Genomic DNA, 15,056 nt, shown 5'->3' on the forward strand with positions numbered 1-15,056 from the left:
ATCGGGCAACCGGTCAGCCCCGGCGGCGGTACTTGGCGTTGAGAGACCGGGCCTCGGCCTCTGCGGCGACCTGGACGTAGTGCTCCCGGTAGCGGATCGAGAGGTCCTGTGACTCCGTCACACCGCGCTCGGCGGACAGGCGGGCCCGACGGCCCCACTCCTCCGCGCGGGCGGTGGCATCGGCCCGCTCCCAGTCCGCGTTCCGCTCGGCCTCCTTGGCCCGCTGGTTCCACTCCGCAGCAGCGGCGGCGGCCTTCTTCTTTCCGAACATGCCGGTCTCCTAGCGGTCGGTGTCGTTGCAGGGCACGCAGGTGCCGAGTGAGCGGGGGATGACGTATCCGGCGTCGAGTCCGCAGGCGGGGCAGGTGCGGCGGGCGAGCATGGCCAGGGCGAGGGCGCCCCACCGGCGGGAGGTCATCGGCCGGACCGGGAGGGCGAGGTCGACCCGGTACAGGTGGGCGACCAGCGGGCCCCGCCGACGGCGGGGGCGCTGGAGTTCCCCGGCGACGTCCTGTCCGCCGGGGCGCAGGCCCATGGCCCTCAGCTGACGGCGCGTCGCCAGCCCCTCCGGTGCCAGACGCCACGGGTAGGTGGGAAGAGCACCCATCACGCGGCCACCCGCTTCCAGGCGGCCCGCAGCCGGACCTCTGAGGCGGAGTGCCCGGCGGCGCGGAAGCGGACGGCCATCTCGCGGTAGGAGAGGGCGGGGGTCTCGCTGTGACGGATCTGGTCAACGACCTGGTCGAGCTGGTCGTTGGTGAGCGCGGGAGCCTCCAGCGCGGGGACGGGGTCGACGGGTCCCCAGACGGGGAGGGTCCAGGCGGGTGTGACGCCGGGTGTGACGCCCCTCGTCACGCAGGTCAGCGCCCTGCCCGTGTCCTCCCCGTCCCGCGTGTCGGACAGTGCCGACCACGCACGCGACAGAGTTCGGGCCGTGCGGGCCTGAACCTTGGCGACGCGGGCACCGGCCTGCGTCACGGCCGTCAGTCGGGTCTCCTCGGTGCCCGCCTCCGCCCGCAACCGGGCGCGGGCCACGGCCGCTTCGTCGCGCGCTTCCTGCTGAATGCCCCGGATGGCTCCGAGTGCGGACGAGGTGAGCGCGGTCCGCTCCCACAACCCGTGGATCATCCACAGGAGCTTGGCGGCGAGGGGGAGCCACGCGACGGCCAGCCACGCACCGGGAGACTCCTCACCCAGCGCGTGCGCCACGAGCACGCCCGTCGCCAGCATCCCGAAACCCCAGCCGGTGGCGGTCACCGCATGGCTGTGGTCGCCTTGAGCGGCCAGGCGGCGTTCGTAGGCGAGGGTGGCGAGCCATCCGCCGTCGATACCGAGACCGACGACAAGGGCGACCGGCCACGGCATCGCCCCGCCCAGCCACATCACCACCACAGCCAGGGTGAGGACCATGCTCACGGCCGTCATGGCGACCGCCGGACCGACCGTCCGCGCGTTCACGACCCACCCCCACGGCTCTCGACACGGTCCGTGTCGGCGTAGGCGGTCAGCTCCACCGTGGCGCCCGCATACTCGCCCCGCGCGGTCAGCACCCACGTCTGCCCGTCGCTCTGGAAGCGGCCGTCCGCCGAGCCGTCCGGCACCCCGAGTGCGGCCCGCCCCGCCTCGAACGCGGCCAGCGTGCTCATGCTCATGCCGCTTCCCCCGGTCCCATCGTCCGGTTGGCCAGGGTGCGGCGGGCGTCCAGCGCCCGGCGACGGGCCCGCCGCAGACGGCGCGTGTCCACCTCGGTCGGGTCCCGGTCCAGCACGCTGATGACCGCGTCGAGGTAGTCGATCTCCGCCCGGATCAGCGGCATCTCGGCATCGATCGCGTCCAGCTCGGACGCCGTCGGCCCCTCGTCGGAGCCGATCTTCAGTACCGTGGCCATGGGTCGTGATTCCTCTCAGGTGGAACGGCCCGAAAGGCGGCCCCGGTGCTGGAACACCGGGGCCGCGGCCGTTTGAACGGGTTGGTCAGACGGTGGTGATGAGCAGCGCGGCGATCAACAGCCACGCGTGGTGCCAGGACTGGTCGAGCGCGTAGGCGCCGGTCCCCAGATGCGCCGCCGGTCCGCCCTGGGCGGTGACCGGGTGCGCGGGGTGAGCCCCGGTGCCCAGGGTGTAGAACTCGGCCTTCCCCGTCAGCTCGGCCAGGCGGGCGAGGGTGGTGCGGCGGTCGGCCCACCAGTGGGTCACCGCATCGACCCCGAACCCCAGCATCAGCCCGAGGACCGAAAGGTCCAGGTCCAGCAGCCAGACGACCGGCGCCAGGACGATGCCCTTCGTGGCGGTCAGGGTGGCGACGTGTCGGGCGTCCGCCAGACGGCCCGCCCACCCCGCCGCGCCCTTGTGCGCGGCCTGGTGCGAGGTCTGCACCCAGTGATCACCCACACTGTGGGCGACGTACAGGGCGATGAAGACAGCGGCGAACGTGGCGGCCATCAGCCCTCACCCCGTGCACGGGCGTCGTCCTGCGACCGCTTGTTCGCCTCCGCGAGCTTGCGCGCCAGCTCGGCGTGCTCGGCCTCGGTCATCACCGGACCCCCGCCCCACCGCACGGCGGGCACGGGCGCCACGACTCCCGCCGGACACCCCCGGTCACCGTGACGACGACCGCGCCGCGGGCACCGCCGCACGCGGTACAGGTCCGGGCCTCATACATGCACACGCCCCACCGGGCGCCGAAACGACTACGATCCATGCCGGATCGCCTCCCTGCTTGTGTCAGGTAGGTGGTCAAGGCCCCGGCCGGTGCTGGAACACCGGACCGGGGCCGCCTTGTTCTGGAGCCTTCAGCTCCCCGCACGTGGCCCGAACCCCGCTGGGTTCGGGCCACGGAGGCAACCGCCAGCACCGACCGGTGCTGGACCCGCCCGCCACCGTTCGGGGGACTCCCGGACGGCCGCAGGTGAGGGGGTGACGCGGTGGGCTACCCGGTCGTGCCGGTCCAGCACGAGGGCGCCCCGGTACATCGCTGAGTCATCTGCCAACCTCTCGAAACGAGCGGACAGGACAGGGCTTCACCCGCCGGCCGTTGTCACGGACAGCGGGCCCCGGGCCCTGGGGCCGGGGCGTCATCGTCACTGCTCTGACGCGACAGCAGGGCGGCCATGTGGCAGGTGGCACCCATGCACGGTTGGCCTCCCCGCAAGGGAGGGATGATCCGCGCGGGTGTTCTCCAGAGCTGTCACACGAGCAAGGTGTGCCGCCGACGGCCCTTACCCGGCCGCCACAGGAACGGGGACTTCCACCCCGTCATTCATCACACGCTGTTCAGTTCTCAACGAACGGACGCTTCCTTAGACCCCCTTGTGAAGGGCTTCCGGGCGCACGGAACCAGGTGGCGAAGGTTCCGCCACTTGGTTATGCAAGTACCGTAGTCAGCCTCAACTTGGTTATGCAAGTAGCTCGGGGCATGGAAAGACGAAGGACCACCCCGGGTTGAGGGTGGTCCTTCGTCTTCTGAGTGGTGAAGCCCTAGGTCAGCGGCGTATCACGCTGATACCGGGACCTCGATCACGTAGCGAAAAATGTGCCTGTCGCACGGGATCAGCGAGTCCAGGACCTCAAGCGGTTGCCCATCGGTGTCGTACGCGGTGCGTAGAACGCGAGCTACCGGGACGCCCGGTGGGATGCGCAGGTCGTCGGCCTCGGTGGGACTTGGCATCCGGATGTCCAGATCCTCAACGAACCGGGCGACTCGGCGTTTGATGGGTCCGTCGGGGTCCTCGATGACAGCGTGCACGCCACCGCGAATGCGACGCGGCACTGCGATCGCAGTACCGTTCGCGAGCTGCGTCGAGTAGTACCCGTCAACGAACTGCATCGGCTCTTCGTCCACGGTGAACAGGCGTCGCCGTACGACGACCGGTGTGTCCCGCTCGACTCCAAGCAGCTCGGCGATCTCTGGCGGTGCCGGCACTTCTGACACGTCCCGGATGTGCTGAACGGCGCGCTGCCCCTGGGCCGCGGCCTCGGCGTTGAAGTTGGACATGCCGGTCGCCCGGCGGGCCCGGTAGTTGGCGCCGGCGCCCAGCATGCGCACCTGCGGACGCGGGCGGACGAAGGCGCCCTTCCCCTGGTGCGAGACGACCAGCCCCTCAGAGCGCAGCAGCGCGATGGCCTTCCGGATCGTCGCGCGCGTGGTGTTGAACCGCTCGGCCAACTGGTTCTCTGAGGGGATCTTGTCGCCAGCCTTCAGTGCCTCCCGGCCGATGTCGTCACGCAGTGCGTCGGCGTACTGCCGGAAGGGCGGGAGCTTGGGGGTCTGCTCAGACATGGGCTTCTCCTACCCTGGCTTGAATACCCAAGTAAGCGTACTGCGGCCCTGGCCCATTCCCCGGCTCAGGACGTTGTGTAGGACCAGCCTGACCAGCGCGTCACCGTGATCTCGATGACTGGCCCGTCGGGCCGGGTCTCGGCGTACTGCGGATACTTGCTTGCCAACCAGTCCAGTGGCGCGTTGCGCTTGTCGTCTTCCAAGACTCGGCCCGAGCCGTCGGCCCGCACCCACCAAAGCCGGGTCCAGTCGTCGTGATACTCGTCCACGAGCAGACTCACATGGTCGTTCGCGGTGATGTTCCTCAGACGCCGGAGATTCTGGTGACGCTTGGGCTTCTGATCCACCGCGATGGCCACGACATCCCCCTGTACCGCGAACGTGGCTGGGACCACGTGGGGCGTCCCCTCTTCGTCGGCGGTCGCTAGTCGGAGGACGCGTGCGGATGCGAACCGCCGGCGGGCTTCTGACTCGGAGAGCTGCATGGCTCAGTCGTACCCCATCTGAGAGCCGGGGCCAGCCCCTCATGGGCCATACACGGGCCAGGAAGAGCCATCCGTAGCGCGCTCCAGCGGAATACCCTGGTCAGAGCCCCATCTGTACTCATCTCGGAGGCGGTCTTGAAAACCGTCGTGGCAGCGATGTCACCGTGGGTTCAAATCCCACCGTCTCCGCAGAGGTCAGAGAAGTAGCCGCGTACAAGGGGTGTCCCGGACCAGGGGCACCCCTTGCGCGTAGCCGGTGCCGGGAGTGACCATGAGCCGCGCCCATCGTCCGACCGCGCGTCCGGCCCGTCCCGACGTGTCCGTCCCCCGGGTCTGGTACGCGTCGTACGGGTCGAACATGAACATGGAGCGGTTCCGGTACTACCTCACCGGCGGACGGCCGCCGGGAGCCGCGCGCGGTTGTCCGGGGTGCCGTGACCCCCGCCCGCCGGAGCGGTCCGTCCCGGTGCTGTTGCCGGGCGCGCTGTACTTCGCGACCCTCTCGCCCACCTGGACCGGCGGCCGGGCCTTCCACGACCCGGAAGCCGAGGGCGTGCTGTGGGGGCGCGCCCATCTCGTCACGGCCGGGCAGTTCTCCGATGTGGCGGCCCAGGAGATGTACCGGCCGCCCGGTACGGACCTCGATCTCACCGAGGTGCTGACCACGGGACGGGCCGCGCTCGGGCCCGGCCGCTACGAGACCCTGGTCTGCCCCGGGTACCTCGACGATGTCCCGGTGCTGACGTTCACGGCGCCGTGGCGTGCCCGCGAGGTCGAGGTGACGAAGCCGTCCGGCCCGTATCTGCGGCATCTCGCCGCGGGACTCCTGGAGACCGGCGCGTGGAATGCGGACACCGTGGCCCGCTATCTGGCCGCGGCGCCGGGCGCGGCCGGGCACTGGACGGCCGGGGAGATCGCCGCCCTGATCCCGAGCTGATCCCGAGCTGATCCCGAGTGGTCTCAGGCTGATCCCGCGCTGATCCCCAGCCGATCCACGCTGATCCCGTGTGTTCCGTACGGACGTTCGGGGCCGAGGTGGCGGTGGGGTGAGGTGTAACGATTCTCCAAGAATGTGCGGAAACGCTTCGTCTGTTGTGTCCCAAGGGTTTTCAGGGCAGAGGTCGGCGTTCCGAGGGGTTTGAGCCCCTCAGGGTGTTTATCGACTTGTCCTCACGCTTGCGAGGGAATCAGGGCTTCCCGCCTGGTTCGCCGGGCATCCGCTGGGCAACTCTGGTCTCGCGACGTTGTGATCCACCTGCGGCAGCCGGCCAACTGCCCGGGTACAGACGTACTTTCCGGTGCCCGCACCGGCCCGTACTTTTCTTATGGAGGACATGGAAATGGCACGTATCCGTACCGCCCGCGTTGTCGCCGCTGCCGCCGCTCTGCCCTTGGCCGCCGCCCTCTTCTCGGGTACGGCCGTCGCCGACAACGGGTCCTTCGCGAACGACGGATCGAACGCCGCCGTGGCGGCCATCTCCGGCGGTGGTGTCGGTGGCCACAACCTCGGCAACTCCTCCACCACGCAGCAGCAGGCCGTCGGTGACGGCGCCTCGAACCTGAACAGCACCGCGCAGGTGAACGGTTCCGCCTTCACCGCGATCGACCAGTCCCACAAGTCCGTGGCGGTCAACTTCGTCGACCTCTTCTGAGCGGTCCGCCCCGATGAATCCGTTCCGGGGTGAGGTGAGCTTCTAGGTCGGGTCCGCCTCACGACGGCGGCTCCATGGGTGGCGTGATCATCTGTGCGGCGGTGCTTCGGCACCGCCGCACAGACGTTTCTGCGTCCGGGGCGGTGCATCGGGCACGGGTGCGCGTACGTAGGGCGGTTGTGCGAACGACGCCCGTTCCCTGGTCGTGACAGCGGCGAACCGCCGAGCCCGTGAACAACTGACGGCTGACAGCGGACATGGGCCTACCCGGCGGGGCGACGGGATCCGGTCCGGCACGGGACCGGTCCGCGCGCCGAACTGGGCCGGGCGGGGGCGGGACCTGCGGCATCGGCTGTCGGGCCGCGCCGGGCGGGGGACCGGCGGCGGTCGGCTGTCAGGCCGCGATCAGCTCGGGGTCCTCGCGCAGCTTGCCCAGCGCACGGGACACCGCGCTCTTGACCGTCCCGATCGACACACCGAGCACCGCCGCGGTCTGGGCCTCGCTCAGATCCTCGTAGTACCGCAGTACGACCATGGCCCGCTGGCGGGCCGGAAGCTTCATGATCGCGCGCCACATCGCGTCCCGCAGCGCCTGCTGTTCCGCCGGGTCGCTCAGCGGGACGGTCTCCGGCTCGGGCAGCTCCTCGCAGGCGAACTCGTCGACCTTGCGCTTGCGCCACTGCGACGTCCGCGTGTTCACCAGGGCGCGGCGTACATAGCCGTCGAGGGCACGGTGGTCCACGATCCGGTCCCACGCGACATACGTCTTCGTGAGGGCGGTCTGGAGCAGGTCCTCGGCGTCGCTCGGGTTCGCCGTCAGCGACCTGGCGGTACGCAGCAGAACGGGCCCGCGGGCGCGGACGTACGAGGCGAAGGAGGGGTACGTCAGATGGGTCGCCGGAGCGGGGGCCGAGCCGCCCTGGGCCGGGACCGAGGTCGTGGTGCCGGACGGTGTCACGCCCGGAACCCGGGTCGGGGCCGCGTGAACCGTGGTCATCGGTGCCACGTGTGTCGATGCGCTGGTGCAGATAGGCGCGATGGTTGCGGTCATGGCTACACGCTAGGTTCGACCCCCGCCTCAGCGGATCGGCCGCAGGTCCCGAAGCCGTGTCCGCCTCAGGTTGTAGGAGCGGTGGTGCCCCCACCTACTGGAGGTGGAGACCGGTGCACGCCCCCTCGGGGTACAGCCCTGAGAACCCCGGCCCGGGGTCGGCAGCCGGTACCGCGCCGTCCGAAGAGCGCTCCTGGGCCGTCGGCCTGCCCCTGAACCCCGTGTCGCCGTCCCATCCGTACCCCCCGGCCCGCTCCCGCACCCATGCCCCGAACAGCTCCCCCCGGATCCGCGGTCATACCTGGGTCGTACCTCGGGCGTACGTGGGAGGCCGATGCCGTACCGGGCGGACAAGTGTCCCGGCGGGTAGTGACATACCGCCCGGTACGGCCGCAGAATCGCGACACGCACCGCGCACATCCCCACCATGCCCCGCAGGCCGGAAGCCGCACCGCGCACATTCCGCACCACGCCCGCAGGCTGGAACCCGCACCGCACCGCCGTACCCACTCCGGAGGCCCCCGTGCTGAGCACCATGCAGGATGTACCGCTCCTGATCTCCCGGATTCTTCGCCATGGGGCGACGATCTACGGTTCCTCCCAGGTGATCACCTGGACCGGGGAAGCCGAACCGCACCGGCGGTCGTTCGCCGAGGTCGGGGAGCGGACCGCTCAGCTGGCCCACGCGCTGCGCGACGAACTCGGCGTCCAGGACGACGACCGTGTGGCGACACTCATGTGGAACAACGCCGAACACGTCGAGGCGTACTTCGCCGTCCCGTCCATGGGGGCGGTCCTGCACACCCTGAACCTCCGGCTCCCCCCGGAACAGCTCGTCTGGGTCGCGAACCACGCCGCCGACCGCGTCATCATCGTCAACGGTTCGCTGCTCCCCCTGCTCGTACCGCTGCTGCCGCATCTGAAGACCGTCGAGCATGTCGTCGTCTCCGGCCCCGGCGACCGCTCCGCCCTCGCGGGTGTCGCTCCGCGGGTCCATGAGTACGAGGAGCTGATAGCCGGCAGACCGGCCGACTGCGACTGGCCGGAGCTGGACGAACGGCAGGCCGCCGCGATGTGTTACACCTCGGGGACCACGGGTGATCCCAAGGGGGTCGTCTACTCCCATCGTTCGGTCTATCTGCACTCGATGCAGATGAACATGGCCCAGTCGATGGGGCTGACCGACGCGGACACCAGCCTGGTGGTCGTCCCCCAGTTCCATGTGAACGCCTGGGGTCTTCCCCACGCGACGTTCATGACCGGGATCAATCTGCTCATGCCGGACCGCTTCCTCCAGCCCGGCCCGCTCGCCGAGATGATCGAGTCCGAGCGCCCCACCCATGCCGCGGCCGTCCCCACCATCTGGCAGGGCCTGCTCGCCGAGCTGACCGCCCGCCCCCGTGACGTCTCCTCCCTCGCCCAGGTCACCATCGGCGGCGCGGCCTGCCCGCCCGCGCTGATGGAGGCGTTCGACACGCTCGGTATGCGCGTCTGCCACGCCTGGGGCATGACCGAGACCTCCCCTCTCGGGACCACCGCACGGCCCCCGGCCGCGGCGGTCGGCACCGACGAGGAGTTCGCCTACCGCGTCACCCAGGGCCGGTTCCCGAGCGGTGTCGAGGCGAGGCTCCGCGGGCCCGACGGCAGGACCCAGCCCTGGGACGGCGCGTCCGCCGGGGAACTGGAGGTCCGCGGCCCCTGGATAGCCGCCGCGTACTACGGCGGGCCCGGCGGGGAGCCGCAGCGACCGGCCGACAAGTTCAGCGAGGACGGCTGGCTGAAGACCGGCGATGTCGGCACCATCAGCCACGACGGCTTCCTCACTCTCACCGACCGCGCCAAGGACGTCATCAAGTCCGGCGGCGAGTGGATCTCCTCCGTGGAGCTGGAGAACGCGCTGATGGCCCACCCGGAGGTGGTCGAAGCCGCGGTCGTGGCCGTTCCCGACGACAAGTGGGGCGAGCGTCCCCTCGCCACGGTCGTCCTCGCCGAAGGCGCCACCGCCGACTTCGAGACGCTCCGCGTCTTCCTCGCGGGGAAGGTCGCCAAGTGGCAGTTGCCGGAGCGATGGAGCCTGGTCGCGGCGGTGCCCAAGACGAGCGTCGGCAAGTTCGACAAGAAGGTCATCCGCAAGCAGTACGCGGATGGCGGTCTGGACGTCACCCAGCTCTGACCCGGCCCGACGGTCGCGTGTTTCACGTGAATCATCCGTCCGGTACGCCCGGGTGGGTGTGATTCACGTGAAACACACCCACCCGGGCGTTTCACGTGAAACTCAATTGGTGCCGATCCGGGCGAGCAGATCCACGATGCGGTCCTGGACCTCGGGGCTGGTCGACCGTTCCGCGAGGAACAGCACGGTCTCACCGGCGGCGAGCCGTGGCAGTTCGGTCCGGTCGACCGCGGCGGTGTAGACGACGAGCGGCGTACGGTTCAACTGGCCGTTCGCCCGGAGCCAGTCCACGATCCCGGCGCGTCGGCGCCGGACCTGCATCAGATCCATCACCACGAGGTTCGGTCGCATCTGCGAGGCCAGGGCCACCGCGTCCGCGTCGTTGGCGGCCTGGGCGACCTGCATACCGCGCCGCTCCAGCGTCGATGTCAGCGCGAGCGCGATCTCGGGGTGCTCCTCGATCAGGAGGACGCGCGGCGGATGCTGCTCGCTGTCCCGGGGCGCCAGGGCCTTGAGCAGCACAGCCGGATCGGCGCCGTACGCGGCCTCCCGTGTCGCCTGACCGAGCCCGGCCGTGACCAGGACCGGCACCTCGGCGGCGACCGCGGCCGTCCGCAGCGACTGGAGCGCGGTCCGGGTGATCGGTCCCGTCAGCGGATCGACGAACAGCGCGGCCGGGAAGGCGGCGATCTGCGCGTCGACCTCCTCACGCGAGTGCACGATCACCGGACGGTAGCCACGGTCGCTCAACGCCTGCTGGGTGCTCACGTCCGGGGCGGGCCACACCAGCAGCCGACGCGGATTGTCCAGCGGCTCCGGCGGCAATTCGTCGTCCATCGGCCGGGGATGCGGCTGGTCGGAGACCTCCACCGCCCCGCCCGGACCGTCCAGCGGCTCGGGCCCCTCGTCGGCGTCCTGGTCCGGCGCCCCTATGGCGTACGACCGGCCGGCCCCGGCCGTCGCGGCTGCGAGCCGCGCCTGGGACGACGACCCCGGCCCGGGCTGCCGCCCCGGTGCCTGCTGCGGCGGTACGGGAAGCGGCCGTGCCGTCGGTTCGGGCTGCTCGGGACCGGTGTCCGGCCGGGTGCCGAGCTTCCGCCGCCGCCCCGAACCTCCGGCGCCCCCACCGAGCGAGCCCTGGCCGCCGGAGCCGCCCTGCGCATCACCGGCGGGCCGTGCCACGGGTACGCCCTGCCCGAGGGTGCGCACGCTGAAGGCCCGCCCCTGGGTGGAGTCCGGGTCGTACGGGGTGCCGTCCGGGTGGACACCCTGGGGCTGTCCGTCCTGCGCGGCCATCCGCTGCGGAGGCAGCGGTCCACCGGGCACGGGACCGCCCCAGGCCGTGGTGGGCCGGGCGGGCGGAGCGTGGTGCGGCGGCTGCCCGTGCGGGTCGGCCGGGGCAGGCTGACCGGGCTGACCGGGACGGCCCGCGCGCGCCGGAGGAACGGGACCGCCGTGCGGAACCCCTGGCTGCTGCCCGGACCCGTCCGGCTGCTGCCCGGTCTGCCCGGTCCGCCTCTGCGGAAGCTGCTGGGGTGCCTGCGGGGAATGCGGAGGCCGCGGCGGCTGGGGCGGTCCGGCCTGCGCCGGGATGCCCTGACCGTCGGTGCCCGCCGGGTGGGTCTCGCCGGGGTACGGGGCCTGACCCTGACGCGGGACGGCCCGCGCGGGCGGGACCTGCGGCGGCGGGGGGAACTGCCCCTGCGGCGCATGGCCCGGGGCACCGACGGGCGCGCCCTGGGCGGGGAACCCGTCGGGCGGGGTGCCCGCACCGGGAACGCCCTGCGGAGAGGCTTCCGCGTTCGGGAAGCCGGGGGCGGCATGGTGCGCGGGCGCGTTCGCCCCGGCCCCCTGACCGGGGTGCCCCTGCGGCGCGCCACCCGGCACGGGCACCGGCTGCGGCGGTACGCCCTGCGGGGAGACGGGGGCACCGGCGGCGGCACCGGGACCGCCGCGTCCACCGGGACCGCCGCGTCCACCGGGACCGCCGCGTCCACCGGGTACGGCGGGTCCACCAGGTACGGCGGGTCCACCAGGTGCGCCGGGTCCACCGGGTACTTCGGTTCCCTCAGGCGAACCAGGCGCACCCGGTCCGCCACCAGGCATCCCGGGACCGCCCGGCATCGCGGGACCGTCAGGCATCCCGGCTCCGGGCATGCCATGACCGGCACCGCCTGGGCCGCCCGGACCCGTCGACGGACCTGTGGCCGGACCCGTCCGCGAATCCGCCGCGCCCGCTCCCGCTCCCGCGCCCATGGCCCTGCGGCGACCGGTGGGCTGTTCCGTGGGGTGGGGCTGGGGCGGGGTGTGCTCGTCGGCGACCGGGTCGTGCGGCGCGGTCGGCCGCTGCGCCCCGCCTCCGGCGAACCCGCCGGCGCGCGGTGCCTGACCGTGTCCGTCGGGGCCGACCCGTCCGACCCGCCCATGTGCGTCCGGCTCGTGGCCGCCGCCCTGGAGTGACCTCGGGAACGGTCCGGGAGGACCGCCGCCCGGGCCCGACTGCCCGTGCCCGCCGGGGAAGCCGGGCCGACCGGCCGCCGCCTCGCCTGCCTGGCCCTGACCGCCGTGGGCGTACTGCGTGGCAGCGCCGGGCACGGCCCGGTCCGCCTCCGCCGGAGGCAGCGCGAAGGCGGACCGGGGACCGCCGCCCGCGTCCGCCGCGGCGCCCCGCTCGTTCGCGGGTGCCAACGCCCGCCGCGCCCGCCGTCCGTCCTGCTGGACCTGTCCGGACCCGCCCCGGGGCATGCCCGCCGGATCGACGGGCCGTGCCCCGGAGGGCAGCGCCGGAGCGCCCGCACCCTGGCCGTACGCGTTCCGCGGACCCGCGCCGGGACCGGCGGGCAACGCCATCTGCCCGCCGTCGGGACGGACCTGCCGCCCGCCCGGTCCGCCGCCGGCCGCGCCCTGATCGACCGGTACGCCGCCGGGCGGCACCTGTCCGAGCCCCGCGGGTCCCGGGGGACCGGCCTCGCCGGACGCCACCACGGCGCCCTCGGCCGGGCTCGGCCGGCCGCGCCTGCGGCCCGTACCGTTCCCGCCGCCCGCCGCGGCGGCTCCGATGGCCCTGGCGGGCGGCACCGGCCCGGTGGGCTCGGGCGCCGCGTCCGCCGTCTGCTCGTCGGCCCGCCGGCCGCGCCGCCGTCCGGTGGGCGCCCCGGCGGCGCCGTCGGCGCCGCCCTCCGTGCCGTCGTCGCCGAAGTCGGCCTGACCCGTGGAACCCACGGGACGGAAGCCCTCCAGGAACGCGTCCGTCGAGCCCCGCCGGGCGCGCCGCCCGCCACGGGTCCCCTCACCGTCCGTACCGGACCCGTCGGTGCCGTCCGGACCGCCCGCGTACCCGCCCTGGCCGTCCGGATACCCGTCCTGACCGTCGGGGTAGGCGTCCTGACCGTCGGGGTAGGCGTCCTGACCGTCCGGGTAGGCGTCCTGGTCGCCCGCGTACGAGTCCTGGTCATCCCCGTACGAGTCCTGGTCGCCCGCGTACGCGTCGGGACCGTCCGCGTACGCGTCCTGGCCGTCGGCATCGGCAGACCGGTCCGTACCGGGCCGTGCGCCGGTCATCGCACCGGCCCCGCCGCCGATCGGCACCTCAAGGACGTACGCGCTGCCGCTCATCCCGGGGACCTCGTGCGTCTGGAGCACCCCGCCATGGGCACGGACGATGCCGCGCACGATCGGCTCGTGGACGGGGTCACCACCCGCGTAGGGGCCGCGCACCTCGATGCGGACGCCCTCCCCGCGCTGCGCGGCGGCCACGACGATCGTGGAGTCCATGTAGCCGTTCGCGGCGACCGGGGCGTTGCCCGTGGAGTCGACGCCCGCGACATCCGCGACCAGATGCGCCAGCGCCGTCGCCAGCCGCTCCGGGTCGACCTCGGCCTCGATGGGCGGGGCGTGCACCGCGAACTGGGCGCGTCCCGGGCCGATCAGCTCCACCGCGCCCTCGACACCGGCCGCCACGACCGCGTCGAGCATCGCGGGCCTGCGCGCCAGGCTCTCGCTGCCCCGGTCGAGCCGCTGGTACCGCAGCACGTTGTCGACCAGGGTCGTGATCCGGGAGTACCCGGCCGCGAGGTGGTGCAGGATCTGGTTCGCCTCGGGCCACAACTGCCCGGCGTCGTCGGCCGCGAGTCCGGCCAGTTCGTGGCGCAGCTCGTCCAGCGGTCCCCGCAGCGATCCGTCGAGCACGGCGAGCAGCTGCTCGTACCGCGCGCCCTGGGCCTCGTACCGGTCCTTCTCGCGTTCGGCGAGGGCCGCGTACCGGTCCTTCTCGGTGGCGATCTCCTCCGCGTGCCGCTCGGCGAGTTCGTCGAGCGCGGCGGTGTGCTCGTCGGCCAGCCGCCCGACCTCCGCGCCGTGCTCCGCGTCGAGCCGTTCGAGGGCGGAGGCGTGGTCGCGGACCAGCCCGTCCTTCTCCTCGATGAGCGCGTCGTAGGGGCGGCGGTCGGTGAAGGTCATGACCGCGCCGACGAGCTGGTCCCCGTCCCGTACGGGCGCGGTCGTCAGGTCGACGGAGACCTGTGTGCCCTTCTTGGACCAGAGGACCTGCCCGCGCACCCGGTGCTTGCGACCGGACTTGAGGGTGTCCGCGAGTGGTGAGCCCTCGTACGGGAACGGTTCGCCGTCGGCACGCGAGTGCAGGACGAGGGTGTGCAGCTCCTTGCCGCCCAGCTCGTTGGCCCGGTAGCCGAGGATCTGTGCGGCGGCCGGGTTGACGAGCACGATCCGCCCGTCGAGGTCGGTGCCGACGACTCCCTCGGAGGCGGCCCGCAGGATCATCTCGGTCTGGCGTTGCGAACGCGCCAGCTCCGCTTCGGTGTCCACGGTGCCGGAAAGGTCGCGGACGACCAGCATGAGCAGCTCGTCACCGGTGTAGCCGTGGCCGTCGTACGCCTGTTGGCCGTTCTCCAGATTCGCGGATGTGACCTCGACCGGGAACTCGCTGCCGTCGGTGCGCCGGGCGGTCATCCGCTTCGGCTTGGTACGCCCCCGGGGGTCGGGGCTCTCCGGCCGCCGCATCGAGCCGGGGATCAGCCGTGAGTCGAACTCCGGCAGCAGATCGAGCAGCCCCCGGCCGACCAGCGCGGTGCCCGGCGCTTCGAATGCCTCCAGCGCGATGGTGTTGGCGTTGACCACCGTTCCATTGGCGTTGACCAGTACCAACGCGTCCGGGAGCGCGTCGAGTATGGCTGCGAGGCGAGCAGCGCCTCGGGATGGCCTGCTGCTCACGAGACGCTTCCTCCCTGTTACCGCATCTTGCCGGCCGCGAAGGCCATCTTGCCGCGCGGGACGCGACGTGTCACGGGAGGGAGTCTACGGCCCTGGGTTGCGCTCGCGACGGCGGATGCGGGGGAGTCGGCGTGCGGAGGGTGTGCGGGTTCCGGGCGCTCGCGAAGTGCCCCCGGGCTGACCAGGGA

At 72.4% G+C, this 15,056-nt stretch carries 13 protein-coding genes and 1 tRNA gene; 4 read left to right on the forward strand and 10 right to left on the reverse strand.

Annotation, left to right across the window (positions count from 1 at the left end; all coding sequences use genetic code 11):
- Positions 1 to 13: 13 nt before the first annotated feature.
- The 8 genes from AB852_RS13505 to AB852_RS13540 all read right to left on the reverse strand — a co-directional run bounded on the left by AB852_RS13505 (position 14) and on the right by AB852_RS13540 (position 4,763).
- Positions 14 to 271: a hypothetical protein gene (locus tag AB852_RS13505; RefSeq protein ID WP_073787390.1), complete on the reverse strand. Its 258-nt coding sequence runs from the start codon at positions 269 to 271 to the stop codon at positions 14 to 16.
- A gap of 9 nt (positions 272 to 280) precedes the next feature.
- Entirely contained in the window at positions 281 to 607 is a 327-nt protein-coding gene (locus tag AB852_RS13510) for an RRQRL motif-containing zinc-binding protein (protein WP_073787392.1), read from the reverse strand.
- A complete protein-coding gene (locus AB852_RS13515; protein ID WP_073787394.1) occupies positions 607 to 1,458 on the reverse strand; it encodes a protein spdB in 852 nt (283 codons plus the stop codon). The genes AB852_RS13510 and AB852_RS13515 overlap by 1 nt, the downstream gene beginning before the upstream one ends.
- Positions 1,455 to 1,652, reverse strand: a complete 198-nt coding sequence (locus tag AB852_RS13520; protein ID WP_143201224.1) for a hypothetical protein — start codon at positions 1,650 to 1,652, stop codon at positions 1,455 to 1,457. Before AB852_RS13520 ends, AB852_RS13515 begins: the two co-directional genes overlap by 4 nt.
- Positions 1,649 to 1,888, reverse strand: coding sequence for a DUF6284 family protein (locus AB852_RS13525; RefSeq protein WP_073787398.1), 240 nt, complete (start codon positions 1,886 to 1,888; stop codon positions 1,649 to 1,651). The genes AB852_RS13520 and AB852_RS13525 overlap by 4 nt, the downstream gene beginning before the upstream one ends.
- A gap of 85 nt (positions 1,889 to 1,973) precedes the next feature.
- Positions 1,974 to 2,444, reverse strand: a complete 471-nt coding sequence (locus AB852_RS13530; protein WP_073787400.1) for a DUF3307 domain-containing protein — start codon at positions 2,442 to 2,444, stop codon at positions 1,974 to 1,976.
- A gap of 1,048 nt (positions 2,445 to 3,492) precedes the next feature.
- The gene (locus AB852_RS13535) at positions 3,493 to 4,278 is read right to left on the reverse strand and encodes a GntR family transcriptional regulator (protein ID WP_073787402.1); all 786 of its coding nucleotides are present in this window, start codon (positions 4,276 to 4,278) and stop codon (positions 3,493 to 3,495) included.
- Between the two features lie 65 nt (positions 4,279 to 4,343).
- Positions 4,344 to 4,763, reverse strand: a complete 420-nt coding sequence (locus tag AB852_RS13540; RefSeq protein ID WP_073787404.1) for a TIGR03668 family PPOX class F420-dependent oxidoreductase — start codon at positions 4,761 to 4,763, stop codon at positions 4,344 to 4,346.
- A gap of 88 nt (positions 4,764 to 4,851) precedes the next feature.
- Between AB852_RS13540 and AB852_RS39725 the strand changes: the two genes are divergently transcribed.
- From AB852_RS39725 to AB852_RS13550, 3 genes are all read left to right on the forward strand, one after another.
- Positions 4,852 to 4,952, forward strand: a tRNA-OTHER gene (locus AB852_RS39725).
- A gap of 82 nt (positions 4,953 to 5,034) precedes the next feature.
- A complete protein-coding gene (locus AB852_RS13545) occupies positions 5,035 to 5,700 on the forward strand; it encodes a histone deacetylase (protein WP_073787406.1) in 666 nt (221 codons plus the stop codon).
- A 403-nt stretch (positions 5,701 to 6,103) separates the two neighbouring features.
- The gene (locus AB852_RS13550; protein ID WP_073787408.1) at positions 6,104 to 6,415 is read left to right on the forward strand and encodes a hypothetical protein; all 312 of its coding nucleotides are present in this window, start codon (positions 6,104 to 6,106) and stop codon (positions 6,413 to 6,415) included.
- Positions 6,416 to 6,809: 394 nt separating this feature from the next.
- Here the strand turns inward: AB852_RS13550 and AB852_RS13555 are convergent, their stop codons facing one another.
- Positions 6,810 to 7,412 carry a SigE family RNA polymerase sigma factor gene (locus AB852_RS13555; protein WP_237543069.1) on the reverse strand — a complete coding sequence of 201 codons (603 nt, stop codon included), beginning with the start codon at positions 7,410 to 7,412 and terminating at the stop codon, positions 6,810 to 6,812.
- Between the two features lie 589 nt (positions 7,413 to 8,001).
- On the opposite strand from AB852_RS13555, the gene AB852_RS13560 reads away from it, so the two are divergent.
- Positions 8,002 to 9,639: a long-chain fatty acid--CoA ligase gene (locus AB852_RS13560; protein WP_073787884.1), complete on the forward strand. Its 1,638-nt coding sequence runs from the start codon at positions 8,002 to 8,004 to the stop codon at positions 9,637 to 9,639.
- Between the two features lie 102 nt (positions 9,640 to 9,741).
- Here the strand turns inward: AB852_RS13560 and AB852_RS13565 are convergent, their stop codons facing one another.
- Entirely contained in the window at positions 9,742 to 14,868 is a 5,127-nt protein-coding gene (locus AB852_RS13565; protein ID WP_079184569.1) for a PAS domain-containing protein, read from the reverse strand.
- Positions 14,869 to 15,056 lie beyond the last annotated feature (188 nt).

The organism is Streptomyces uncialis (genome assembly GCF_001905345.1).
GTDB lineage: Bacteria > Actinomycetota > Actinomycetes > Streptomycetales > Streptomycetaceae > Streptomyces > Streptomyces uncialis.

Bases quoted from the DNA above. Each gene is read 5' to 3' on its own strand.
- AB852_RS13505 (WP_073787390.1), bottom strand. From the start codon at position 271: ATGTTCGGAAAGAAGAAGGCCGCCGCCGCTGCTGCGGAGTGGAACCAG.
- AB852_RS13510 (WP_073787392.1), bottom strand. From the start codon at position 607: ATGGGTGCTCTTCCCACCTACCCGTGGCGTCTGGCACCGGAGGGGCTG.
- AB852_RS13520 (WP_143201224.1), bottom strand. From the start codon at position 1,652: ATGAGCATGAGCACGCTGGCCGCGTTCGAGGCGGGGCGGGCCGCACTC.
- AB852_RS13525 (WP_073787398.1), bottom strand. From the start codon at position 1,888: ATGGCCACGGTACTGAAGATCGGCTCCGACGAGGGGCCGACGGCGTCC.
- AB852_RS13535 (WP_073787402.1), bottom strand. From the start codon at position 4,278: ATGTCTGAGCAGACCCCCAAGCTCCCGCCCTTCCGGCAGTACGCCGAC.
- AB852_RS13540 (WP_073787404.1), bottom strand. From the start codon at position 4,763: ATGCAGCTCTCCGAGTCAGAAGCCCGCCGGCGGTTCGCATCCGCACGC.
- AB852_RS13545 (WP_073787406.1), top strand. From the start codon at position 5,035: ATGAGCCGCGCCCATCGTCCGACCGCGCGTCCGGCCCGTCCCGACGTG.
- AB852_RS13550 (WP_073787408.1), top strand. From the start codon at position 6,104: ATGGCACGTATCCGTACCGCCCGCGTTGTCGCCGCTGCCGCCGCTCTG.
- AB852_RS13555 (WP_237543069.1), bottom strand. From the start codon at position 7,412: ATGACCACGGTTCACGCGGCCCCGACCCGGGTTCCGGGCGTGACACCG.
- AB852_RS13560 (WP_073787884.1), top strand. From the start codon at position 8,002: ATGCAGGATGTACCGCTCCTGATCTCCCGGATTCTTCGCCATGGGGCG.